This is a genomic window from Bacillus cereus ATCC 14579 (assembly GCF_000007825.1).
Taxonomy (GTDB): domain Bacteria; phylum Bacillota; class Bacilli; order Bacillales; family Bacillaceae_G; genus Bacillus_A; species Bacillus_A cereus.
On record NC_004722.1, the window covers coordinates 1197264 to 1222098 of the forward strand.

The window sequence follows — 24835 nt, forward strand, 5'->3', positions numbered from 1 at the left end:
TCAAGACCTTTTTTTTTAAATAGGCGAAAGAGGATAAGGGAAGGTGGAATTATGCTGTTTACAAGCTGGCTTTTATTTTTTATTTTCGCGTTAGCAGCCTTTAGGCTCACTCGTTTAATTGTTTATGATAAAATTACAGCCTTTTTGCGAAGACCATTTATTGATGAATTAGAGATTACGGAGCCAGATGGAAGTGTATCAACGTTTACAAAAGTGAAAGGTAAAGGATTAAGAAAGTGGATTGGCGAATTATTAAGCTGTTATTGGTGTACAGGTGTATGGGTTAGTGCTTTTTTATTAGTTTTATATAATTGGATTCCTATTGTTGCGGAGCCGTTACTTGCATTATTAGCTATTGCAGGAGCAGCAGCAATCATTGAAACGATTACAGGATATTTTATGGGAGAATAATATATTTTCATAATAAGAGAAAAAGCGGAGTTTAAAAGAATGAGGGAACGGAAATAAAGAGTTGTTCATATAGTAAATAGACAGAATTGACAGTAGAGGAGATGTTTGCTGTGAGCAATAATCCAAGGCAAAATTCATATGACCTGCAGCAGTGGTATCAAATACAGCAACAGCACCATGCACAACAACAGGCATATCAAGAACAATTGCAACAACAAGGATTTGTGAAGAAAAAGGGATGTAATTGTGGGAAAAAGAAGAACACAATAAAACACTATGAAGAATGAAACACTCATGTTACTGTGAGTGTTTTTATTATATATAAAAAGCGGTATTTCTGTATTAGAAATACCGCTTTTTACTAGCTAATTTGTGCAACTGTTAATGCTGCTGCACGGATGTCTACAGTTCCAATTAACTCAACTGGTACAATTTGAATTAAGTCACCAGGGTTTAAGTTAATAAGAATAACACCGCTGGATACGTCTACTTCACCAGTACCAATAACGTTAGAACGAACCGCTGTACCTGATCCAGGAATAATGTTAGCTGGTGTACCTAATGATAAGAAGAAACGACCAGCTTCTGGTGCTACAGGTGCGTTATCAAGACTAATCGTTAATGTATAACTGATTTGATAAATACCAGCTCGTAGAATTCGAATGCCATCTCCAACACTTACTGTATCATTTATTACAGGAACAGTAATATTTGGGTTTGGACTTACGCTAGGTAATAATAGTGGTGTAAATAGTGAAGCGAACTGAGGTGCAGACGCGTTGAAAGCAAAACCGAAGGCAGGTAATGTACTAGCTGGCTTCGCCTCGCAATCGATTTTAGTAAATTCGCAATCAGAAGAGAACATGTTTTTCACTCCTTTATCTGTTTCTACTTTCAGTTAATGAAAAGGACAGGTTCTATGTTCTAGACAAGTTCCCAATTTTAAGAAATTTACATAAGAATACTCTTTAAGCATGGATTGGGTGGCAGAATACTCTGCCACCCAATCCATGCTTAACTCATTATTTAGTTTTAAATAGAAACATCGCGTAAGCATTGAATAGCACAGAAGCAACTTAAATCAACAGTAATGCAAGTGGAGGTTGATACTAATCTTGCATTTGGTACAGCTAAAAATGTACAAATTGGGTCATCAGTAGGTGGTACGGGTGAGTTATCACCTAATACTACAGTTAATACACGTAATACAGCACAGTCATCATCATCTATACTTTCTACGCGGAAAATGGGAGATCGGCAACTAGTAAGGCTTGAAGATGGTGCAAATGCTTCAAAAGGTGCTCCGGCTTTTGTGTATAAAATAAAAGGACGTGTATTCGCTACTGATGCAGTGTTATGTGCTCCTAAAAATGGAACTTCGCAACCAGATCCACATGTTGTCGTTGCACATTCTTGCAGTTCATGTATAAAGCGAACGACATTAGATACACAGTTGAAATCACAATCATGTTCATGATGGTCTTCGTTACAATTGCAGCTCATTATGTTCACTCCTTCTCGTGAGTTCTGACATACACTATTACAATATGAGTGGGATATGGCTGATATTACGTTAATTCTCACGATAAAAACAAGGAATTTATATAGGAGGGATGTACATAACGTGATATAAAAAAAGACATCCTTATTTAGTGGATGTCTTTTCAGGCAAATCTTTTCGCACAGTATATAAAAAACGAGATATGTCTAATTTCTTTCCTCTGAAAAATTGCGGAGAAGAAATGTAAAGTTCTTCTTTCGCACGTGTAATGGCGACATACAGTAATCGGCGTTCTTCTTCTAGCGCTTCAGAAGTTTCCGTAATACGATCATTTGCATCTTTTAAAGAAGAAGTATGGGGCAGGATTCCATCACTCGCTCCAAGTAAAAAGACACATGGAAATTCAAGGCCTTTTGCGTTATGGATTGACATAAGTGAAACGGCATCTTTTTGCGGCATTGTTTTTAATGCTTCCATTTCTTTTTGACCTTGAATCGCCTCGTCGATAAATTGTAAATAAGCTGGAATATCGGTGAAACGAGTTGCAGACTCCATTAATTCTTCCAACATTTCTTCTTGTATGTCTTTATGCATCGTAAAGGAAGAACGATCGTTACTTTGTAAGTACTCTAAATATTTTCCTTTACCATGAATGATTTCTTTTAATGCTTTTTTCGGTTCTAATTCTTTAATAAACTTAATAAAATCGATGCGCTCATTTACCTTTTTCACTTGAAAAGGTTTTAAGCTTGGATTTAATAGTAAGAAATGAAGAAGAGAAGGGAAGCGTCCCTCACCATATTTCCATTGTTCACGTTCAATAAATGAAATACAATCATCACGTCCGATATACATCGTCGGCAATATGTTTGAAAGTGATTCTAGTCGAAACGGCTCAATCACGAGTCTTAAATGATCTAATACAGGCTTAATTAAAGAATGTTCATAAAATGATTGGCTCGCCCCGTGTTTAATAAACGGGATTTTATGAATGGTAAGCTGATCAAGTAACGAACGACTTACAGAATGTGTGCGATACAGTAAACAAAAATCTTTATAGTTTCGTTCACCGCTATCTACTTTTTCTTGAATGAGCTGTAAAATTTGATTTGCTTCATCAAGAGTCGTAGCAGGTCTTGCATAAAAAGGTTGTACACCTTCCTCACGAACGGAGTATAGCTCTTTATCAAAACGTTCTTGATTTAATTTTATAACTTCATTTCCAAGCCCGACGATAAAGGGATTGGATCGATAATTCGTATTTAGTGCAATAATTGTTGTGTTATCAAATTCTTTTGGAAAAGATAAAATAATTTGGTGACTTGCCCCTCGCCAGCCATAAATTGCTTGATCATCATCACCTGCGATGAACAAATTATTTCTTGGCGTGGCTAACAATTTTACAATTTCATATTGTGCATAGGATGTATCTTGAAACTCATCTACTTCAATGTAGTGAAAACGTTGTTGTAATTGAGTTAGTAAAGGAGCATTATTTTCTAACATGTAATATGTTTCCAATAAGATGTCATCGAAATCAATATAATTGTATCGTTGTTTTACCTCTTCAAAACGTTCATATACTTCTTTAAATTCTTGTTCCACTGGTGTTTTCGCTTTTACATCTTTCGGACGATTTAATTTGTTTTTCTCAAGTGAAATCATCGCGAGCATCGTTTCCGCATCATAATCGTCTTTTAAACGCAATTCTTTTAAGATTTTCTTTATCATAATTTGTTTATGTTTTTCATTTGCTAAAATTTGCTGATTATACCCTTGACTACGAAGCAATTTTAAGAAAACAGAGTGAAATGTACCAGCAACAACGTAGCTACTTGCTGCATGATTCATACCTGGTAACTTCGCAACACGACTTCGGATTTCTTCAGCTGCTTTTTGTGTAAATGTAAGTAATAAAATATTTCGTGGATGAACTTGTTTTACATTTACTAAATAACCAACGCGAGTTGTTAAAACAGATGTTTTCCCGCTTCCAGCACCAGCTAGTGTAAGAACAGGACCTTCTGTTGTGCGCACGGCTTCTAATTGTTTTTCGTTTAAAAAAACATTTTGTTGTTCAAGAGCGCGGAAATAAGCCGCATCTACATCTTCTTCCATAATTAAATGGGTAGATGTTTTCGGAATATGATATGTCGCACGCGGAATATCAGCGTGTGTTAACGATTTTTGTGAAAATTTTTCTTGTGTCATATGTTCACCTTCAAAACTATAGCATCAACATTTAACTTTAGCGGAAGAAAAAGAAAATAGCAATGTAAAAAAACAGGAGGGGTTACCTCCTGTTTTCAAATTACAATTTTTTTATCATTACGACGTGCGGGATATTTGCTTCCATAAATACATCAGAACTTGTTACATATCCAAGTTTTTTATAGAAATCTTCAGCATGTGTTTGAGCGTGAAGTTTCAATTTTGGTAGCGAATTTTCTTTTGCATACGCTTCAAGAGAATCCATAACAATTTTTCCAATCCCTTTTTTGCGATGGGAATTTAGCACGCAAATGCGTTCCATTTTTCCTATACCATCAAGGATGCGAAAACGTCCAGCACCAACTGGAACATCGTTGTCATATATAACAACGTGTGTTGAAGTTTCTTCAAACTCATCGTACTCTTCTTCAGCAGAGACACGTTGTTCATTTACAAACACTTGTTTACGTACAGAGAATGCATCTCTTAGTTGTTCGTCCGTTTGTACAATCTGTGCGTGCAAATTAGTTGTTCCCCTTTCCAAGACGGAATGTTTCGTGTACAGTCCATGTTCCATTTTCTAATTGATATAGAAGATGGAAACGATCAATTGGTTGTTCGTAATAGAAATCTTTCATACGTAATCGGCCCAACACATCAGCATGCTCTGCATCTGATAAGCCTTGTCCGATTGTTAGATGAGGTACGAAAGCATATTCGCGTTCTTGCGTGAATAACCCGCTATGCATTTCTTCATTTAAGAAAGTAAGTTCAGGTGTTTTTTCTACTTTAAAGTAAAGGACGTTATTAACAGGTGCGAAAGAACCAACTTTCCCAACATGAAGGGTGAAAGGGTTCGTTTTACTTGCGATTGTATGTAACTCGTTTACAATCGACTCTAATTGTTCATCTTGCGCCTCAAAGGGTGTTTTCAATGTAATATGTGGCGGAACTAATGCGTAGTGCGGGTCATAACGTTTACGCAATCCGTTCGCTTTATCTTGAATCATTTTAGATGGAAAAATTACAATGCCTAATTTCATGTTCCAATTCCTCCCTTTGTAAGTCTAGTTAGATTTTGAGATAAATAAATCTCTTTATCTATTATATCAAATTATTCTGAATACTGCTCTCTATTATTTCATTGATAGAATATGAGAGAAGGCTTTCGGTAAATCGGTCTGCCAATATTTCCAAGTATGATTGCCTTCAAATTCCTCGTAATGCGTGATGAAGTTTCTATCTGTAAGAAGCGTATTTAACTCACGGTTCGGCCCTACGAAATCAGATACTTGTCCATCAGTACGCTTTACAGCCGTTTCTTCTGTACCGATGACGTGATACAGTTCTAACGCCTGTGGATCTTTGAATTCTTTTGCTAAGTTCATCACTGTCTCATCCACAAATGGTGATTGCATAACGACTTTACCGAATGTATGCGGATACATAAGTGCAGTCATAAAGGAAACTGTTCCGCCAAGAGAATCACCAATTAAAACACGACCTTTTCCCATTTGATACGTTGGATAATTTTCATCAATATATGGTGCAAGTTCATGAGCAAGGAAACGAATATATGCAGCATTTTTCACTTCATTTGGGAAATATTTTTCTTTACGATCATGTACATTTTTATATGGAATACCGACAATAATTGTACGGTCAATTTCTTCGGTTTCACGAAGGCGCTCAATTACACGGTGCGCTTTACCGAGCTGAAAATAATCTCTACCATCTTGTGCAATTACAACTGTATGTTTGTGCAGTGGTGTGTAATTTACTGGTAAATAAACGAGAAGTGTAACATCATCTTGAAGTGATGCGCTATAAAATGAAATTTCTTCAATTCTCCCTATTGTTTGACTCATGTAGATCCCCCTAAATAAAAATTTACTGTAACGATTGTAAGAGCGACGCTTGTAGTGAAAAGGAAAGAAATATTCACTAATTGGTGCCTTAATTTCTATTTTACCATAATGGTACGAAGAATCTAAAAAATTAGTATTTAAGTTACGAAAGAAAACGGATATAATGAAGTGGGATTTTTGACAGGTGAGAGGGGAGACAGGATTTGAAACAAGAAAAATCAATCGCACTACCATTGGCTATTTCTATAATTGCCATTTCCTTTGCAGCAGTTTTTGTAAAGATGTCCTCAGCACCATCTTCAATATTAAGTATGTACCGCTTATGGATTATCGTACTTATTATGCTGCCTATCGTATGGAAAAAAAGAGAGGAATTTAATAGGATTCAAATGAAAGATTGGGGCTTTTTAATTGGATCTGGTTTCTTTTTAGCACTTCATTTTCTTTTATGGTTTGAATCTTTAAAGCATACAACAGTTGCTAGTTCAACAATTATTTTGGCGCTTCAACCAATCGTATCTTTAGTTGGAGGTTTTTTTCTATTTAAAGAAAGAACAACATATTCAGCCATTGCAACGATGGGAATCGCTATTTTAGGAGTAATGTGCATTGGTTGGGGAGATTTAGGTTTAAGTAAGCAAGCAATTTATGGTGACATATTATCCTTTCTAAGTGTAATAGCAGTTGTCGGTTATTTATTTATCGGGCAAACGACAGTGAAGAAAGTATCGCACTGGATTTATAGCTTTACAGTCTTTGCGTTCGCAGGTCTTTTTATGGGGATTTATAATGTCATATTACAAGTTCCCTTTACAGGTTATACGAGGTGGGATTGGACTGTTTTTCTTTTACTTGCAATTGTGCCAACAGTGTCACATGTAATTAATACCTGGCTATTAAATTATGTAAATGCAACGCCAATTTCAATGAGTATTTTAGGAGAACCTGTTGGAGCATCTATACTTGCGTTCTGCTTACTTGGAGAAAAATTAAATGCAATGCAAATTATCGGTAGCATGCTCGTATTGTTTGGTGTATCTGTTTTCTTACTGCAGCAACAAAAGCGAACAGCAAAAAATGTCGTAAACGAGCCGGTGTATACACAGGAATTATAGTGTTAGGGGAGAAAAGAGAAGTTGTGATACTTCTCTTTTTGTTTTATAGAAATACGGGTGTAGAAGGGGGAGGAAAATGGAATTTCCATCAAAAAAAGATGTATGGTTACATCCAATTTTTTTTTATTGTTGTAGGCGCCTGTTTTGCTCCTATATTTGCAGGGAGAGAATATTTTCTTTTGCTTTTTACAATTCCATTAGCAATGTTGTTTAGTTGGAGTTGATTTTTGGCAAAATATATTGCCGAGAAAGAAACAATTACGATTAGATCGGGTCTCGTTACAAAACGTATATTTATACGAGATATAAAACAAATTTCAAATACGAAAAATCCAATAGCAGCTCATGCATTATCATTTGACCGACTTGAAATTGTTTACGATACACATAAAACAGAAATTATTTCTCCAAGAAATAAAGAACAATTTATTAACCTTGTAAAAAGTAAAAACTCAAATATTGAAATCAAGTAAAAGAGTGGCTATGAAGCCACTCTTTTACTTTGGATTTGTCATATAAGGTTGTACATGAATGACACATAGGTCACGAAATTTGCCTTCAGCAGTTGTGACAATTACGACTGCTTTACCTGCACTTTTTCCAGTAATCGTTACGGTGTCACCTTTTGGATATATGGTGATGATATCAGAATTCATGTTTGACCAAATAAGTTCTTTATTCGTTGCTTGTATTGGCAAAATGGAAGCTGATAACACAATGTTTTGTCCTGTTTTTATTTTTAATTTATGTTTTTCCATATGAACACCGATGACTGAAATAACAGAAGGAGCAATTGAAATTTTAGGCGGATTAGGTTGCATGTTTAAACAAGACGCAGAAGTATTTGTGATAGGTGAAAATTTTCGTGTTTGTTGTTGCTGGAAAGCTGCTAACATGTTGGAGTCCCCTTTCTGTATAAGTGCTGATACTCATACTATAAAGGAGTAGTGTTATGTTAAATTTAACGAAACATAAAGAATTTGTTAAATTTGATAAGAAGATTGTCGAACTGTAAAAAATCTCTGCTGTTACGATAACAGCAGAGATTTTTTTATAAATTATGACGATGTTGTTTTTCGAAATCCTCAAATTGCTCTTCAACTTCTTTTGAAGGTTGTGTTAGTAAACTAACAATTACGATGGCTAGTAAACTAATAGCGAAACCTGGAATCATTTCATATAAGAAATCTCTTAAGAATTTGAATTGAGTCCAGATAATAACAGTAGCGGCACCAGAAATCATACCAGCAAGCGCGCCCCATTTCGTCATACGCTTCCAATATAAGCTTAATAAAATAGCAGGTCCCAATGAAGAACCAAAACCAGCCCCAGCGTATCCAACAAGAGCTAAAATCGTATCATTTTGTTTAAACGCTAAAGCGCACCCAACTAATGCAATACCAAGTACAGCCATACGACCGACAAATACAAGTTCTTTATCAGATGCAGAACGTTTGAAGAATGTACGATATAAGTCTTCCGTTACGGCACTAGAAGTAACGAGTAACTGAGATGAGATTGTACTCATAATCGCTGCTAAAATTGCGGCTAATAAAAATCCAGTAATAAGTGGGTGGAATAAAATTTTCCCAAGTTCAAGGAAAATTGTTTCTGGGTTAGATAATGTTAACTCTTGTTGTGAATAGTAAGCAATACCAATAAGACCAGTAAACATAGCTCCGACAACAGAGAAAATCATCCAGCTCATACCAATTCTTCGTGCGCTTTTAAGTTCTTTTACAGAAGCGATTGCCATAAAGCGTACGATAATATGAGGTTGTCCGACATAACCAAGGCCCCATGCGAATAGAGAAATCATTCCTAAAGTAGAGGCACCTTTAAAAATATCTAGACGTGTTGGATCTACAGATCGAATTGTATCAAATGCAGGTCCAAGTCCGTTCGAATTCATAATTGTTACGATAGGAACAAGAATAAGAGCAACTACCATAATGATTCCTTGCACGAAGTCTGTCCAACTTACTGCTAAGAAACCACCAAATAATGTGTAAGCTACAACAACGCCTGCTACAATGAATAATCCAACATGATAGTTCATGCCAAATGAATTTTCAAATAATACAGCGCCTGAAACTAATCCTGAAGCTACATAGAAAGTAAAGAAAATCATAATAACAAGTCCAGATACTAAACGTAGCATATGAGATTTGTCGTGGAAACGGTGTTCCAAAAATTCTGGGATAGTAATAGAGTTATTTGCAATTTCTGAGTAGGTACGTAAGCGAGGAGCGACATAAAGCCAGTTTGCGTATGCGCCTAGTGTTAGGCCGATCGCAATCCAACTACTACTTAATCCAACGCTAAACATTGCACCGGGTAATCCCATTAAAAGCCAACCACTCATATCGGATGCTCCAGCACTTAATGCTGTTACTGCGGGGCCTAGTGTACGCCCGCCAAGCATATAATCTGTTAAGTTGGACGTTCGTTTGTAGGCGAAATAGCCAATTACTAACATCCCGAGCATGTAGATAGAGATCGAAGTTAAAGTTAACATCTGCGTACTCATGTAGTTCCCCTTCCTTTTGTCATGTCTTTTGATGCGTTATGCATATTTATAATCTATCATGATTATTCTGAAAAATCCATATAGAAATATGAATTTTCAGAAATGTAAGCGTTTTTTGACGTCATTTTAATTTTTTAATATATAATATTCATACAAAAAACCTTATTTTTAATAGAGTATTTATTATATTTACATAAAAAGAGGTTGTTTTGTCAATATAATATTGAAAGGAAAGAAAAATAAAATTTTTGAAAAAGTATTGACTTGTGAAAAAAGTTAGGTCTATAATGAGTGCAACTTAAAAAAATGCAAGCGTTGATGAAGAAGAGTACACATGATGAACATGTCAGAGAGCTGATGGTTGGTGCGAATCAGTATGGAATTGATGTGGAATGGGCTTCGGAGCTTCCAAACCGAAACGAAAGAAGTAGGCTTTGGCGACATGATCTCATCGATACAAGAGACACGTATTGTTTTTGATACGGTAAAGTGCGTTACATTTGTAACGAATTAAGGTGGCACCACGGGAGTACCCGTCCTTTCTATAGGATGAGTACTCCCTTTTTGTGTATAAAAAATTAAATAAGTGAAATCGTTTAAGTAAGAAGAGTACGTATATTGGAGACGTTACAGAGAGCCGGGAATAGGTGGGAGCCCGGTACGTGCCATATACGGAATGGGCTTACGAGAGGTATGCTGAACAATTATTTTCAGTAGGCAACCCGGGTTCCGCCGTTACAAGGATAAGGTATAAATTTTGTACCTGAACAAAGCGGGATGCTTTTGCATCCAACACGAGGTGGTACCGCGGTATATTTATCGTCCTCTACATATTTTCGATATGTAGAGGATTTTTTTATTTTTCAGGGCGAGGTGAAGGACATGATGACGAAAGAAGAATTTATAAAACAAAAAAGAGAGAGAAAGACATTTTTAGTAATCACTGAAGAAGAAGGAGATAGCATTACGCCAATTTCTTTATATAGACGTATGAAAGGGAAGCAGAAATTCTTATTAGAAAGTTCACAGCTTCATCAAGATAAAGGGCGTTATTCTTACTTGGGATGTAATCCTTATGGAGAAGTGAAAAGCGTTGGTACGGAAGTGGAACGAACAATTTACGGCCGGGCAGAAAAGTTACAAGGTAATGTACTGCAAGTGTTAGAAGAAGTAATCGCACCATCACAAGTAGACAGTCCATTTCCATTTTGCGGAGGAGCAGTTGGTTATATTGGATATGATGTCATTCGGCAGTATGAAAACATTGGAGCGGATTTACACGACCCATTAAATATTCCGGAAGTACACCTTTTACTATATCGTGAGTTTATCGTTTACGATCATTTACGCCAAAAGTTGTCGTTTGTATATGTATGCAGGCAAGATGATTCAGCAGATTATGAAGAAGTATACGAAAGGCTACGAGTATACAAAGAGGAAGTGCTACAAGGAGAAGAAGCTGAAGTAAATACAATACAATCCCCATTATCATTTACTTCTTCTATAACGGAAAAAGAGTTTTGTGAGATGGTAGAAATGGCGAAAGAATATATAAGAGCGGGAGACATATTCCAAGTTGTACTGTCACAGCGTTTACAAAGTGAATGTATTGGTGATCCATTCGCGTTATATCGAAAACTTCGAATTGCAAATCCATCACCATATATGTTCTATATCGATTTTCAAGATTATGTTGTACTCGGTTCTTCGCCGGAAAGTTTACTATCAGTAAGGGAGGATAAAGTGATGACGAATCCAATTGCTGGTACAAGGCCGAGGGGGAAAACGAAGAGGGAAGATGAGGAAATCGCAAAAGAACTGTTAGGCAATGAGAAAGAGCGAGCAGAGCATATGATGCTTGTAGATCTTGGGCGAAACGATATTGGTAGAGTGAGTGAAATCGGCTCGGTTACGATAGATAAATATATGAAAGTAGAAAAATATTCTCACGTTATGCACATTGTATCCGAAGTTTACGGAACATTGCAAAAACAAATGGGCGGATTTGATGCGTTAGCGTATTGCTTACCAGCAGGGACGGTTTCTGGAGCTCCGAAAATTAGAGCGATGGAAATTATAAATGAACTAGAGAATGAAAAAAGAAATGTATACGCTGGTGCAGTTGGATACGTTAGTTTTTCAGGAAATCTTGATATGGCGCTCGCCATTCGAACGATGGTCGTAAAGGATGAAAAAGCATACGTTCAGGCAGGAGCAGGAGTCGTTTACGATTCAGATCCAGTAGCTGAATATGAAGAAACATTAAATAAAGCGAGAGCGCTTTTGGAGGTAATGAAATGATTGTACTTATCGATAATTACGATTCGTTCACATATAACTTGTATCAACTGTTAGGCGAACATGAAGAAGAAATTGTAGTTGTAAGAAATGATGAAATAATGATAGAACAGTTAGAAGAGATGAATCCAACAGGAATTGTGCTTTCACCAGGACCAGGAAAACCAGAGGATGCTGGTATTTGTATCGAAGTGATTCGTCATTTTTATAAGAACGTTCCCATATTAGGTATTTGCCTTGGTCATCAGGCGATTATATCAGCATTTGGAGGAGACATTGTTAGAGCAGAACGTATTAAACATGGAAAAACATCACGCGTGAAACATAATGGAACGTCAATTTTTTCATACGTTACACAGCCTTTAACAGCGATGCGCTCCCATTCCCTTGTCGCAGCGCAAACGAGCTTGCCAGAGTGTTTTCTCATATTAGCGACAGCGATGGACGATGGAGAAATTATGGCAGTTCGTCACAATTATTATCCGCTATTCGGATTACAGTTTCATCCGGAATCAATCGCGCCAGAAGAAGGCGGAAAGTTAATACGTGCCTTTTTAACAGAAGTGAAGGAGGAGGAAAGAGTATGAATAGCTATCTTCGTAAATTAGTGGAGGGGAAACATTTAACAGAAGAGGAAATGTATAGAGCAGGGCTTCTTTTATTAAATGAAAACATATTGGAAAGTGAAATTGCAGCTTTTTTAGTCTTACTGAAAGCGAAAGGTGAAACTGCAGAAGAAATATACGGCCTTGTTCGAGCTCTTCGCGAAAAGGCACTACCATTTTCGAACCATATACAAGGAGCGATGGACAATTGTGGAACGGGTGGTGACGGTGCTCAAACGTTTAATATTAGTACAACATCGGCATTTGTACTGGCAGGAGCTGGCGTAAAGGTTGCAAAACATGGTAATCGTGCTGTTTCTAGTAAAACAGGAAGTGCGGACTTATTAGAAGAATTAGGTGTAAATATTAGCAGTACGCCAAGCGAAATTGATTATTTACTAGAGCATGTGGGCATTGCATTTTTATTTGCACCAGCGATGCATCCAGCACTAACGCGCATTATGAAAATAAGAAAAGAGTTAAACGTGCCGACGATCTTTAATTTAATTGGTCCTTTAACAAATCCGGTAAATTTAGAAACACAATTTGTCGGCATTTATAAACGAGATATGTTACTACCAGTTGCGCAAGTATTACAGAAGCTGGGAAGAAAACAAGCGCTTGTCGTAAACGGAAGTGGATTTTTAGATGAAGCATCATTACAAGGAGAGAATCATGTTGTCATTTTAAAAGATAATGAAATAGTAGAAATGAGTATTGATCCAGAAAAGTATGGTTTTTCAAGAGTGAAAAATGAAGAGATTAGAGGAGGGAATTCAAAAGAAAATGCAAAGATTACGCTTGAAGTATTGAGCGGAGAAAAGAGTGTTTATCGCGATACCGTTTTATTAAATGCAGGTCTAGCTCTTTTCGCAAATGGAAAAACGGAAACGATTGAAGAAGGAATTAAACTCGCGGCACATAGCATTGACTCTGGAAAAGCATTAGCCAAATTAAACTTATTAATTGTAGCAAGCAACGAAAAATTAGAAAGGGTGAACTAAAGTGGGGACGATTTTAGATAAAATTGTAGAACAGAAGAAAAAGGAAGTTGCGGAGTTATATGAAATATATACACCAGTAAAAACAAAAAGAAAGACACAGTCACTTGTAGAAGCGTTACAGCAGTTTACTGTCATTGCAGAAGTAAAGCGAGCATCACCATCAAAAGGAGATATCAATTTACACGTTGACGTACGAAAACAAGTGGGAACATATGAGAAATGTGGTGCAGGAGCAGTATCTGTTTTAACAGATGGTCAATTTTTTAAAGGATCGTTTCACGATTTACAAACAGCAAGAGAAGAAAGTAACATTCCGCTTTTATGTAAAGATTTCATAATTGATAAGATTCAAATCGATAGAGCGTATGAAGCGGGAGCAGATATTATTTTACTAATTGTAGCAGCGTTAACGAAAGAGAAGTTAAAAGAGTTGTATAGCTACGTGTTAGAAAAAGGATTGGAAGCGATTGTTGAAGTTCATGATGAACAGGAATTAGAAACTGCGATTGTATTAAATCCGCACGTTATTGGCATTAATAATCGTAATTTAAAAACGTTCGAAGTAGATTTAAGCCAAACTGAAAAGCTTGGAAAAAGATTGAATGAGGAGAAACTACTTTGGATTAGTGAGAGTGGCATTCATTCAAAAGAAGATATTATCCGTGTTAAAAGAGCTGGAGCCAAAGGTGTATTAGTTGGAGAGGCGCTTATGACATCATCTTCTATTAGTAGTTTTTTTGAAGATTGTAAGGTGAATATATGAAAGTGAAAATTTGCGGCATCACTGATGTGGAAACAGCGAAAAGTGCGTGCGAATATGGCGCAGATGCACTCGGATTTGTTTTTGCAGAAAGTAAGCGGGAAATCACTCCAAAGAGAGCGGAAGAAATCATTCAGGAGCTTCCAGCCAACGTGTTAAAAATCGGTGTTTTCGTAAATGAATCAGTAGAAGTGATCCAGAAAATTGCAGATGAGTGCGGGTTAACACATGTACAACTACATGGGGATGAAGACAATTATCAAATTAGAAGATTGAATATTCCGTCTATAAAGTCACTAGGAGTAACTTCAGAGAGTGATATGAAAAACGCCCAAGGGTATGAAGCGGATTATATATTATTTGATAGCCCGAAAGAAAAGTTTCATGGAGGAAATGGAAAGACATTTTCATGGGAACTACTTAGAGATATGCCAAAAGAATTGCGAAAGAAAATGATATTAGCTGGTGGATTAAACGCTCTTAATATAGAAGAAGCAATTCGAACTGTTCGGCCATATATGGTCGATGTGAGCAGCGGAGTAGAGACAGAAGGAAAGAAAGATGTAGAGAAAATAAAACAATTTATTATAAAAGCGAAGGAGTGTTCCAAATGAACTACGCATATCCAGATGAAAAAGGACATTACGGTATATACGGAGGACGATACGTTCCAGAAACGTTAATGCAATCTGTACTAGAACTAGAAGAAGCATATAAAGAAGCGATGCAAGATGAAGCATTTCAAAAGGAATTAAATCATTATTTAAAAACGTACATCGGAAGAGAAACACCGCTATATTATGCTGAAAATATGACGAAGTATTGCGGTGGTGCAAAGATTTATTTAAAACGTGAAGATTTGAATCATACAGGAGCTCATAAAATTAACAATACAATCGGTCAGGCACTACTTGCAGTGCGAATGGGCAAGAAAAAAGTTGTCGCTGAAACAGGAGCTGGACAACACGGAGTTGCAACAGCTACTGTATGTGCTCTTCTCGGATTAGAATGCGTCATTTTTATGGGAGAAGAAGATGTAAGACGTCAAAAATTAAATGTGTTCCGAATGGAATTACTCGGAGCGAAAGTAGAAAGTGTAGCGGCAGGTAGTGGTACATTAAAAGATGCGGTAAACGAGGCGCTTCGTTACTGGGTTTCACATGTGCATGATACGCACTACATTATGGGATCTGTTCTCGGACCACATCCATTCCCGCAAATTGTACGTGATTTCCAAAGTGTAATTGGAAATGAAACGAAAAAACAATATGAGGCGTTAGAAGGAAAGTTACCAGAAGCAGTCGTTGCTTGTATTGGCGGTGGCAGTAATGCGATGGGAATGTTTTATCCGTTCGTACACGATGAAGAAGTTGCTCTTTACGGCGTAGAAGCAGCTGGAAAAGGCGTTCATACAGAAAAGCATGCAGCAACTTTAACGAAAGGAAGCGTTGGCGTTCTCCACGGATCAATGATGTATCTTCTGCAAAACGAAGAAGGACAAATTCAAGAAGCACACTCTATTTCAGCAGGACTTGATTATCCAGGTGTTGGTCCAGAACATAGCTTGCTAAAAGATATTGGCCGCGTTTCCTATCATTCGATAACAGACGAAGAAGCATTAGAAGCATTTCAATTATTAACGAAAAAAGAAGGCATTATCCCGGCGTTAGAAAGCTCGCATGCTGTCGCATACGCATTAAAATTAGCGCCGCAAATGAAGAAAGATGAAGGGCTTGTCATTTGTTTATCTGGCCGCGGTGATAAAGATGTAGAGAGTATAAAACGTTATATGGAAGAGGTGTAAAAAATGGGAGTAGAAAAAATTAAAGCAGCGTTTGAAAATGGCAAGAAAGCATTTATTCCGTACGTAATGGGCGGAGATGGTGGCCTTGAAAAATTAAAAGAAAGAATTCGTTTTCTTGATGAAGCAGGAGCAAGCATCGTTGAAATTGGTATTCCGTTTTCAGATCCAGTTGCAGATGGCCCAACGATTCAAAGAGCAGGGAAACGAGCGCTAGATAGCGGCGTAACATTAAAAGGCATTTTTCAAGCGTTAGCAGAGGTAAGGAAAGAAGTACAAATGCCCTTTGTTCTTATGACATATTTAAATCCGGTACTTGCATTCGGAAAAGAGAGATTCATCGAGAACTGTATAGAAGCAGGTGTAGACGGCATCATCGTTCCAGACTTACCGTATGAAGAACAAAATATTATTGCGCCGTTACTTCGAGAGGTAAACATTGCGCTCATCCCACTGGTTACCGTAACGAGTCCTATTGAAAGAATTGAAAAAATTACGAGTGAATCAGAAGGGTTCGTTTATGCTGTTACAGTAGCGGGCGTAACGGGAGTACGTCAAAACTTTAAAGAGGAGATTCATAGTTACTTAGAAAAAGTAAAATCACACGTCAACTTACCAGTAGTCGCTGGATTCGGCATCTCAACAAAAGAACATGTAGAAGAAATGGTTACAATATGCGACGGAGTTGTCGTTGGAAGTAAGGTCATTGAGCTTTTAGAAAATGAAAAGCGAGAAGAAATATGTGAATTAATATATGCAACAAAACAAAAAGAAGAGGCATAGTCTCTTCTTTTTGTTTTGCGTAATAAGTGTTAAAATATACAGAAAATACATATAATTCAGAGGGGGAGAAGGCATGCTAAGACGTAAATTACTATATCTATTTTTAACTGTACCATTATACGCTTGGCTCATTAGCATGACGAAAATAGAGTTAATGGCTCTATTTTTAGGGTATGTATTCATCTTTTCCAACTTAAATCGCATTCAAGAACAGTCTATTTTAGAAATATGTCTATTTTCGATTAGTATAGAATTATTTAGTATCGTTTCGATTGTATTATTAAACGAATTATTTCTACGGATTCATTCATTTACATTAATGAAATTTTGGAATATTATATTGCAAGCAATATGTACTTACATTGTGTTTGTTGTGTTGAAAGAAATAGTCGGAAAGCAGACAGTTTTTCAGGATAATAGAAAATGGGAGTGAATGAAAAGGAGCCGTTTGGTTCCTTTTTTGAATCTGTTTTAAAAACAATTGAAAATTATAGCATCTGTTATATAATAGTTAAAAATTGTATTTTAAACGAAATGAGATGATAACATGGCCATATTGTTGGCACTTATCCCAATTATGATGATTTTCATTTGTTTATTTTTATTTAAACAAACGTCATTAAGGTCCTCGTTAATTTCTTATGCTGTGTCTGTTGGAATCGTTTTACTCTCGCCAACGTTTCAATTAGGGATAAGTGAAACTGTACACGCAACGATTAAAGGATGGTTAATTTGTTTTATTGTCGGGTACGTTTTATTTTTCGGTATTTTTTTATTTCACCTCATGAACAAAATGGGGTACATCGATCAAGTAGCACGTTTTCTAGAAGAAGTTACTCAGGATCGCTTATTACAAATGCTGCTTATGTGTTTTGGCATTTGCCCGCTTATTGAATCAGTAAGTGGATTCGGTATCGGCTTCATGGTTGCAGCACCTATTTTTCTTTCACTAGGATATAAACCATTTCAAGCTGTACTACTCTCATTCATCGGCTTACTAGCTAGTTCATGGGGCGCAATGGCAACGGGTACGATTATCGGTTCGCAGCTAATAAATATGCCTCTTACAACACTTGGCACAAATACAGCGCTATTAAGTATTCCGATGTTTGCTTACTTCGTTATTCTTTCTTTACACGTTGTTGGCGGCTGGCAAGCGGTTATAGAAAAGTGGAAAGAAGGAGTAGGATTCTTTCTATTATTTTCTCTCGGAATCTATCTTTCTAATGCATACGTAAGTGTTGAACTAGCCGGGATATTAAGTTCTATCGTTACGATTACCTTTGGCTTTCTTATCATTAAATTAAAAGGAAAAAGTGGGCAAAATCTTATAACAGAGCATGCGGCTGCAACGGAGAGAGAAGTATCCATTATAAAAATTATTAGCCCTTATATATTTCTAACAGTTTGTATTTTACTTTCTCGCCTCGTTCCAGCATTACATGATTTGTTCAGATCATATGCGGTTCTTGATTTGAAATCATACTCTTACAAACTAGAGTTACTATATTCACCAGGATTTTGGCTCGGTATGACTTGCTTATTTACTATTATTTTCTTCCGCATCCCGTCTAATATTATTAAACAATCACTCTCACAAACGATCAAACAATGGATTCCTTTTGCGATTACGACGACAATGTTTATCGCCATTTCAGAACTAATGGGTGCATCAGGCATGCATTCATTACTCGCAAAGACAGCTGGTGATACATTTGGAACATTTTTCGTTTTCGTTGCGCCGTTTATTGGCGCTATTGGTGGATTTTTAACAGGTAGTAACGCAGGATCAAATGCAATGTTTATAAAACTACAAATGCAAACCGCACAAAACGTAGCACTCCCGTGGCAATATGTCACAACACTTCAAAACACCGCATCATCAGTAGCGACAATCGCTTGTCCATCACGGATTACACTAGGTGCTTACTTATGTAATATCCCTTACCGTGAAAATGAACTATTAAAGAAGACGACGTTAATGATTTTTGGTGCGGTTTTGCTTGTAGTGGTAGAGGTTATTGTTTGGTATATGTTGAGAAATTAAAAATCCTCCTAATATAGGAGGATTTTTTTTATGAGTGGATAATGATTTAAATATGAATAGCTTCTACTAGATGAATAGGAGATGAAATGTATGACCCTAAAAAACTACGGTGTGTTAAAAGGTACAGTTATACAATCAGAGATTGGAAAAGGGAAAACACCTCATTATCAAGTTCATTTACAGGGCGAGACAGGAGTAGATTATCGTATTGCAATTAACGTAAAGTCACAAAGTTATCCATCAGAAGTTTTATATTTTGCGAGTAACAATATTAAGTCAGAGGCGATTCATATTTTACCGACATTACCATTCGGTTTTACAGAAATAAAAAACAATGAACCGAAAGTAGCTTTAGATTATATAAGAGGAAATCTATTTGACTCAAATCAAATGATTCCTTTACCTCCCGAAAAAGCAGGAGCAGATAATGATTTAAATGAAAAAATAGAACGTTATATAAAACGAGCGATAGAAGAAAAAGCAATTATTTACGCATTTGGTGAAAGATGGGGACCAGAAGAAAATACACCAGATTCCTATTTTCATTTCAAACCAGGAAACGGTATACATGATATTCATATGAATCAAGGGAATGTAGAAAAATGGCAAGGTGATGATGGCATATGGCAAGACGGAGGAATACTCATTCACTTTGAAAAGGAAGAAGAATGGATTGGTATCTTTCTGGCATTCCAATCACAGTCATGGTGTACCGATGAAGAAGGGCATGCTCGTGTGCCTGTTGAGCATTGTGATTATAAGGGGAATATAAAATAAGAAGAGGGAGTTCAAAAAGAACGCCCTCTTCTTATTTTATAAAACGAAAAACTAACAAGTGTAGAAATACAAGAGAAAAGCAGTGCTACACTAGAAAACGCAATGAGATACATATTATATTTCATAACCTGTCCAATTAGCTGGTTACTGTCGTATTGGAACAGTCCCGTTATGATGTTGAATAAAAATAAAACGATAAACATGACGATAACTCCGTCTATTGATCCTTTAATGTCTGGTTTACTTAAAGCGATATGTGCGGAAATGCAAATGGCGATAAATAAAAATAACCAAAAGGAAGGATTCAATAAATTACCGATTGTAAATAAGCTTTTCAATAATACAAACGTCGACAAGAGCATGTTTTGGATCATTTCTATATTAATAGAAGTAGAAGCAATCGTTTTTTCGAGAGTTGTATTAAATAAAAAATATGATTCTGGTACGAAATAGCGCATTAAAAGGATTAGTGCAGTAATACCAGAAATAATAGGCCCAATGCCGATGAAGAAATTCCCAATTCGTTGATACACACTTTTTTGATTGTATTGATGTTGTACGTAACCTAAAGCCCCTTGACTTGTATCTGTTGGGAAGAACTGAGTCGCCACAATTTTATGACGGAACAGTACGCACATAATGGCATGTCCAAGTTCATGAATCGGAACACCGATCCAAGCCGTTAATAGGAATCCTTTTCTTCCAAAAGCTCTCGACCAATACATGCGTGTGAGAGATTCTAAATAGCCTAATAGAAATCCAATTACAATGATAACGCCAATTAAAGATAATAATTGGATTACGCTTGTAAGGAGTATTTGAAAAATTGAGTTTACCAATTCCATTGCCAGTCATCCAATCTGTTAAAAATATTATTTATTCTGTTTCATAATAGCATTTTTTTTCAAGATTACTAGCACATATATTTTCTTTCGGAAGAAGGATTTCAGAATCTTTTTCTTGTAGTCATGTTTTATGTCCAAAGTCATATATTGAACTTGTAACACCCTATATGGTATATGCTTAAGGAGGGATAAGAGAATGAAATGTCCGTCATGTCATACAGGAAATGCAGCGGAGGCAAAGTTTTGCGGGAATTGTGGACATTCGTTAACGGAAGAAGTAGTGGCAAGTAGTGGCCAAGAAGAAGGGCCGGAACAAGCAAAGGAAGCTCGGCCAAATGAAACGGTAGAGCAAGCGAAGCGGTTCGCGAGCGGCTATTTTCAATTTTTTAAACATGCATTACAAGCACCGACAGCGATTATGAAAAGCGGCGCTATTGAAGTGCGAAATGGAATTGTAAGCCTTGTTCTTATTTGTTTTTTAGGAGCATGTATTTTTTATAGAATGATGAGTGCAGCATCAGCAGTTACGAGAACATTTGCACCAGATATATCTACTCCCACGTTTTTTGGAGAATCTATAACGGTCTTTTTCTTTTTATTAATTTTAACTTTATTTGTCGGATTTATTATTTTTGTAAGTGGTAAGATGATGAAATCGTCTTTTTCGTTTCTTGAAGTATTTGGTATATGGGGAACGATAGCGACGCCGACTATTGTCATATTAGTCCTTTCTTTTCTTTTTAGTTTCTTATTAATCTTTTTCTTACCTATATTATTATCCGTAGCTGCAACTTATATAGGGATTAGTATAACTGTAGCCGTATTAAAGCTAGACAATGGCGGATTAGATCTTGTTTACACACTTATTATTGCAAATGTTTTAATTGGAATTGCAACGTTCATGGTACTTTGGTCTTACATTAGTACGATAATTCAAGCCTTAACAAAGGGAATAACTGGCTTCTAATGAAAAGGTGGTTGACTGAATGAATGTATGTACAAAGTGCGGAGCTCAGTTTGAAGATGGTGTGCAATTTTGTCAAAACTGCGGGTCGAAGAGGGGACGTCCTGTAGTAAAGAAGAACATGAGCGGTGGTACAAAAGTTGGCATTACACTGTTAGCACTATTCGTTATAGTGATTATTGGATTGTATTTGTACGGAGCATCGTATTATACGCAGGTGGCACAAGTAGACCGGATGATTACGATTTTACAAGAGAGGGATGGAGAGAAATTAGCTGAGATCGTTACGGCAGATGATCCATCGGTTATGATAACGAGAGAGAGTTTAACGCCTCTATTTTCATATATAAAAGAAAATCCATCTTACGTAAATGAATTAAAAGGATATTTGAGACAAGGTGAAAAACAACGGGACGGAATAGAAAGAGTTGATTTTTCATTAACGAAAGACGGAAAGTATTTCTTTATATTTGATCGATATAAATTGAAAGCGAAGACGTACTATACAACTTTGCTTACAAATGAAAAAGGCGTATCGTTAAAAATGAATGGAAAAGAAATTGATAAGACAGATGACAAAAAGTTTGAGAAGCAATATGGGCCATTTCTTCCGGGAAATCAAGTGTTTCAATCAGATTATAAAAATGACTATGTAAAATTATCTCGTGAGGAAAAGGTTGTACTTATGAAACAAAGCCAATATAACGTAACGATAGATTTAACGTTGCAAGGTCAATATATTACAGTTCAAACGAACGCGCCTGGTGCAACATTGTACGTAAATCAAAAACCGGTTACAGCGCTGGCAGGAGAAGAAATTACATGGGGGCCTGTAGCGACTGATGGAAGTGCGACGATTTATTTAGAACGAAATGGAGAAAGCGGACGAGAAACGACACAAGTAGAGACGATAACGACACTTTCGTCTTATAATCTTCCATTCCAAAAGAAAAGTACAGAAAAAACAGTTGTTTATAATGTTACTCCAACGCCCGCGACTGGGCATGTATATAATGGTTTCATCTTTCCTGATAGTGATATTCGAAAATTAACGAGTGCAGATTTAACATATTTATCGAAAGAGCAGTTGAAAATTGCTAGAAATGAAATATATGCAAGGCATGGACATATTTTTCAAACGAAAGATATGCAAGCGTATTTTGCAAAACAGTCTTGGTATAGAGAAAATCCTTATTTTAAAGGAACGTTAACAGATATTGAAACTTATAATATTGAACTAATCAAATCAAGAGAATAGGCACTTGAAAAAGGTACAGTGTATATTGCTGTACCTTTTCTATTGTTATTTAGCTGGACCAGGATCCCTTGAGAAAAAGATATGAAAGAGAAATGTGACTTTACTTGATCCTCCTGATGTACTAGCTTGTATATGTGATAAAGGACCAGACGTTAGAGCAGCCTCGGAATGGGGTGGTACGACTATTTTGAGCGCATGATCTGATTCTGGTGAAGCAGTAACAGTAATTGTATCATCAGAGAAGTTTATAATTTTAACAGAACCGACTGGAAAGATGGACTTGCCAGCATGTGATGCTGAAGCGAATTGGGTAGCTTTCCAAATATCTTGCGCAAACGTATCATCGTTAGATAACCAAGCACGAGCGCTATATATTGTTGCATTAATGGAAAATTCTTGGTCAAGTGAGACGGCGGGTTTCGGTTCTTTTGGTTCTTGCGGTTCATCTGGAAGCTGGGCGAGAAGGCCGGCGCACATATATTTCACCTACTTTCAATAGTAACTGTTATAGCATATTAAACATGTTGTTTATAAGACACGACAGTTACCTATTCATACATAAGTTTGTGCACCAAATTTGAAGATAAAATTCTCTTTCTTTACAATGGAGGTAGGTGTTATTTTTATAAAATATGGAAAACGTAAAGAGTATGTAAAAAAGAAGGAGTGGTAAAGTGAACTATGTCATTATTGGCGGAGATGCAGCTGGTATGAGTGCAACTATGCAAATTGTTACAAACGATGAAAATGCAAATGTTGTGACGCTAGAAAAAGGTGAAATTTATTCGTACGCACAGTGTGGGTTACCGTATGTCATTAGTGGTGCTATCGCTTCAACGGAAAAGTTAATCGCGCATAATGTAAAGACGTTTCGTGATAAATACGGAATTGATGCGAAAGTACGACATGAAGTAACGAAAGTAGATACGGAAAAGAAAATGGTATACGCAGAGCATACGAAGACGAAGGATGTCTTTGAATTTCCATATGATCGATTATTAATTGCGACTGGAGTGCGTCCTGTTATGCCAGAATGGGAAGGACGGGAATTACAAGGCGTTCATCTTTTAAAAACAATTCCTGATGCTGAGCGCATATTAAAAACGCTAGAAACGAATAAAGTTGAAGATGTAACGATTATTGGCGGTGGCGCAATCGGACTGGAGATGGCAGAAACATTCGTCGAACTTGGTAAGAAAGTAAGAATGATTGAGCGAAATGATCATATCGGTACGATTTATGATGCAGATATGGCAGAGTACATACATAAAGAAGCAGATAAGCATCATATTGAAATTTTAACGAATGAAAATGTAAAAGCGTTTAAAGGGAATGAACGAGTAGAAGCAATTGAAACGGATAAAGGTACGTATAAAGCAGATCTTGTTTTAGTGTCGGTAGGAGTGAAGCCAAATACTGATTTTCTTGAAGGGACAAATATACGTAAGAATCATAAAGGGGCAATTGAAGTAAATGCATATATGCAAACGAATGTGCAAGACGTATATGCAGCTGGTGATTGCGCAACACATTACCACGTTATAAAGGAAATTCATGATCATATCCCGCTCGGAACGACTGCCAATAAACAAGGCCGACTTGCTGGACTGAATATGCTTGATAAACGAAGAGCATTTAAAGGTACGTTAGGTACAGGCATTATTAAATTTATGGATTTGACGCTTGCAAGAACAGGATTAAATGAAAAAGAAGCGAAAGGGCTACACATCCCGTATAAAACAGTCAAAGTAGATTCGACTAATATGGCGGGCTATTATCCAAATGCGAAACCACTTTACTTGAAATTACTATACCGTTCCGACACGAAACAATTATTAGGCGGACAAGTAATTGGAGAAGAAGGTGTAGATAAACGGATTGATGTAATCGCAATGGCACTCTTCAATAAAATGAGCATTCACGATTTAGAAGATGTCGACTTAAGTTATGCCCCACCATATAACAGCGTTTGGGATCCAATTCAGCAAGCGGCAAGGAGAGCGGAATAGCACTTTTTAAAGTGCTATTTTTTTTACAATGAGGGAGTAAATAAAGTT

At 36.7% G+C, this 24835-nt stretch carries 26 protein-coding genes, 1 pseudogene and 2 other annotated features; of the genes and pseudogenes, 17 read left to right on the forward strand and 10 right to left on the reverse strand.

Annotated features, from left to right (window positions below; all coding sequences use genetic code 11):
* Positions 1–51 precede the first annotated feature (51 nt).
* Together BC_RS06090 and BC_RS06095 are read left to right on the forward strand one after the other, a co-directional pair.
* The gene (locus BC_RS06090; protein ID WP_000899662.1) at positions 52–411 is read left to right on the forward strand and encodes a DUF1360 domain-containing protein; all 360 of its coding nucleotides are present in this window, start codon (positions 52–54) and stop codon (positions 409–411) included.
* 101 nt (positions 412–512) lie between these two features.
* A complete protein-coding gene (locus BC_RS06095; RefSeq protein WP_014894818.1) occupies positions 513–698 on the forward strand; it encodes a hypothetical protein in 186 nt (61 codons plus the stop codon).
* 74 nt (positions 699–772) lie between these two features.
* Here the strand turns inward: BC_RS06095 and exsF are convergent, their stop codons facing one another.
* The 6 genes from exsF to BC_RS06125 all read right to left on the reverse strand — a co-directional run bounded on the left by exsF (position 773) and on the right by BC_RS06125 (position 5991).
* On the reverse strand, positions 773–1276 hold the full coding sequence (gene exsF, locus BC_RS06100) for an exosporium protein ExsF (RefSeq protein WP_000492933.1): 504 nt from the start codon (positions 1274–1276) through the stop codon (positions 773–775).
* A gap of 167 nt (positions 1277–1443) precedes the next feature.
* Complete coding sequence (cotY, locus tag BC_RS06105; protein ID WP_011109914.1) at positions 1444–1914, reverse strand: spore coat protein CotY; 471 nt, start codon at positions 1912–1914, stop codon at positions 1444–1446.
* 142 nt (positions 1915–2056) lie between these two features.
* A complete protein-coding gene (locus tag BC_RS06110; RefSeq protein ID WP_000191201.1) occupies positions 2057–4123 on the reverse strand; it encodes an ATP-dependent helicase in 2067 nt (688 codons plus the stop codon).
* Between the two features lie 100 nt (positions 4124–4223).
* Positions 4224–4646 carry a GNAT family N-acetyltransferase gene (locus BC_RS06115; protein WP_000543296.1) on the reverse strand — a complete coding sequence of 141 codons (423 nt, stop codon included), beginning with the start codon at positions 4644–4646 and terminating at the stop codon, positions 4224–4226.
* A gap of 1 nt (position 4647) precedes the next feature.
* The gene (locus tag BC_RS06120; RefSeq protein WP_000765863.1) at positions 4648–5166 is read right to left on the reverse strand and encodes a YjcG family protein; all 519 of its coding nucleotides are present in this window, start codon (positions 5164–5166) and stop codon (positions 4648–4650) included.
* Positions 5167–5259: 93 nt separating this feature from the next.
* The gene (locus tag BC_RS06125; protein WP_000084007.1) at positions 5260–5991 is read right to left on the reverse strand and encodes an alpha/beta hydrolase; all 732 of its coding nucleotides are present in this window, start codon (positions 5989–5991) and stop codon (positions 5260–5262) included.
* Between the two features lie 203 nt (positions 5992–6194).
* Between BC_RS06125 and BC_RS06130 the strand changes: the two genes are divergently transcribed.
* A complete protein-coding gene (locus BC_RS06130; RefSeq protein ID WP_000806945.1) occupies positions 6195–7106 on the forward strand; it encodes a DMT family transporter in 912 nt (303 codons plus the stop codon).
* A 76-nt stretch (positions 7107–7182) separates the two neighbouring features.
* Positions 7183–7579 (forward strand): annotated as a pseudogene (locus tag BC_RS06135) (PH domain-containing protein).
* A gap of 24 nt (positions 7580–7603) precedes the next feature.
* On the opposite strand, the gene BC_RS06140 reads toward BC_RS06135, so the two are convergent.
* Together BC_RS06140 and putP are read right to left on the reverse strand one after the other, a co-directional pair.
* Positions 7604–8002 carry an Ig-like domain-containing protein gene (locus BC_RS06140; RefSeq protein ID WP_000878734.1) on the reverse strand — a complete coding sequence of 133 codons (399 nt, stop codon included), beginning with the start codon at positions 8000–8002 and terminating at the stop codon, positions 7604–7606.
* Positions 8003–8157: 155 nt separating this feature from the next.
* Positions 8158–9636 (reverse strand): sodium/proline symporter PutP, encoded by a 1479-nt coding sequence (gene putP / locus BC_RS06145; RefSeq protein WP_000107207.1) that lies wholly within the window; start codon positions 9634–9636, stop codon positions 8158–8160.
* Between the two features lie 306 nt (positions 9637–9942).
* Positions 9943–10180 (forward strand) — a binding site (T-box leader).
* Positions 10181–10222: 42 nt separating this feature from the next.
* Positions 10223–10466, forward strand: a binding site (T-box leader).
* A 52-nt stretch (positions 10467–10518) separates the two neighbouring features.
* Here putP and trpE point away from each other — a divergent pair.
* From trpE to BC_RS06200, 10 genes are all read left to right on the forward strand, one after another.
* Positions 10519–11937, forward strand: coding sequence for an anthranilate synthase component I (trpE, locus tag BC_RS06155; protein WP_033685036.1), 1419 nt, complete (start codon positions 10519–10521; stop codon positions 11935–11937).
* A complete protein-coding gene (locus BC_RS06160) occupies positions 11934–12521 on the forward strand; it encodes an aminodeoxychorismate/anthranilate synthase component II (protein WP_000636314.1) in 588 nt (195 codons plus the stop codon). The genes trpE and BC_RS06160 overlap by 4 nt, the downstream gene beginning before the upstream one ends.
* Positions 12518–13543, forward strand: coding sequence for an anthranilate phosphoribosyltransferase (gene trpD, locus BC_RS06165; RefSeq protein WP_001089853.1), 1026 nt, complete (start codon positions 12518–12520; stop codon positions 13541–13543). Before BC_RS06160 ends, trpD begins: the two co-directional genes overlap by 4 nt.
* Before the next feature lies 1 nt (position 13544).
* On the forward strand, positions 13545–14306 hold the full coding sequence (gene trpC, locus BC_RS06170) for an indole-3-glycerol phosphate synthase TrpC (protein WP_000536703.1): 762 nt from the start codon (positions 13545–13547) through the stop codon (positions 14304–14306).
* Positions 14303–14917, forward strand: a complete 615-nt coding sequence (locus BC_RS06175; protein WP_000865141.1) for a phosphoribosylanthranilate isomerase — start codon at positions 14303–14305, stop codon at positions 14915–14917. The genes trpC and BC_RS06175 overlap by 4 nt, the downstream gene beginning before the upstream one ends.
* Positions 14914–16107, forward strand: a complete 1194-nt coding sequence (gene trpB, locus BC_RS06180; RefSeq protein ID WP_001105014.1) for a tryptophan synthase subunit beta — start codon at positions 14914–14916, stop codon at positions 16105–16107. Before BC_RS06175 ends, trpB begins: the two co-directional genes overlap by 4 nt.
* 3 nt (positions 16108–16110) lie before the next feature.
* Complete coding sequence (gene trpA, locus BC_RS06185) at positions 16111–16887, forward strand: tryptophan synthase subunit alpha (protein WP_000537825.1); 777 nt, start codon at positions 16111–16113, stop codon at positions 16885–16887.
* A 73-nt stretch (positions 16888–16960) separates the two neighbouring features.
* Complete coding sequence (locus BC_RS06190; RefSeq protein ID WP_000946131.1) at positions 16961–17320, forward strand: DUF4029 domain-containing protein; 360 nt, start codon at positions 16961–16963, stop codon at positions 17318–17320.
* Between the two features lie 114 nt (positions 17321–17434).
* Complete coding sequence (locus tag BC_RS06195; protein WP_000996262.1) at positions 17435–18934, forward strand: L-lactate permease; 1500 nt, start codon at positions 17435–17437, stop codon at positions 18932–18934.
* A gap of 90 nt (positions 18935–19024) precedes the next feature.
* Entirely contained in the window at positions 19025–19711 is a 687-nt protein-coding gene (locus BC_RS06200; protein ID WP_000172949.1) for a DUF2278 family protein, read from the forward strand.
* Between the two features lie 11 nt (positions 19712–19722).
* Here BC_RS06200 and BC_RS06205 read toward each other — a convergent pair whose 3' ends face one another.
* A complete protein-coding gene (locus tag BC_RS06205) occupies positions 19723–20556 on the reverse strand; it encodes a hypothetical protein (RefSeq protein ID WP_000424526.1) in 834 nt (277 codons plus the stop codon).
* Between the two features lie 196 nt (positions 20557–20752).
* Here BC_RS06205 and BC_RS06210 point away from each other — a divergent pair, with 196 nt between their 5' ends.
* Complete coding sequence (locus BC_RS06210; protein ID WP_000650103.1) at positions 20753–21523, forward strand: zinc ribbon domain-containing protein; 771 nt, start codon at positions 20753–20755, stop codon at positions 21521–21523.
* Between the two features lie 19 nt (positions 21524–21542).
* Entirely contained in the window at positions 21543–22778 is a 1236-nt protein-coding gene (locus BC_RS06215) for a TcaA 3rd/4th domain-containing protein (RefSeq protein ID WP_001099910.1), read from the forward strand.
* 45 nt (positions 22779–22823) lie between these two features.
* Here BC_RS06215 and BC_RS06220 read toward each other — a convergent pair whose 3' ends face one another.
* A complete protein-coding gene (locus BC_RS06220; protein ID WP_000332407.1) occupies positions 22824–23255 on the reverse strand; it encodes a hypothetical protein in 432 nt (143 codons plus the stop codon).
* A gap of 197 nt (positions 23256–23452) precedes the next feature.
* Between BC_RS06220 and BC_RS06225 the strand changes: the two genes are divergently transcribed.
* Positions 23453–24787 (forward strand): FAD-dependent oxidoreductase, encoded by a 1335-nt coding sequence (locus BC_RS06225; protein WP_001110258.1) that lies wholly within the window; start codon positions 23453–23455, stop codon positions 24785–24787.
* Positions 24788–24835: the final 48 nt, after the last annotated feature.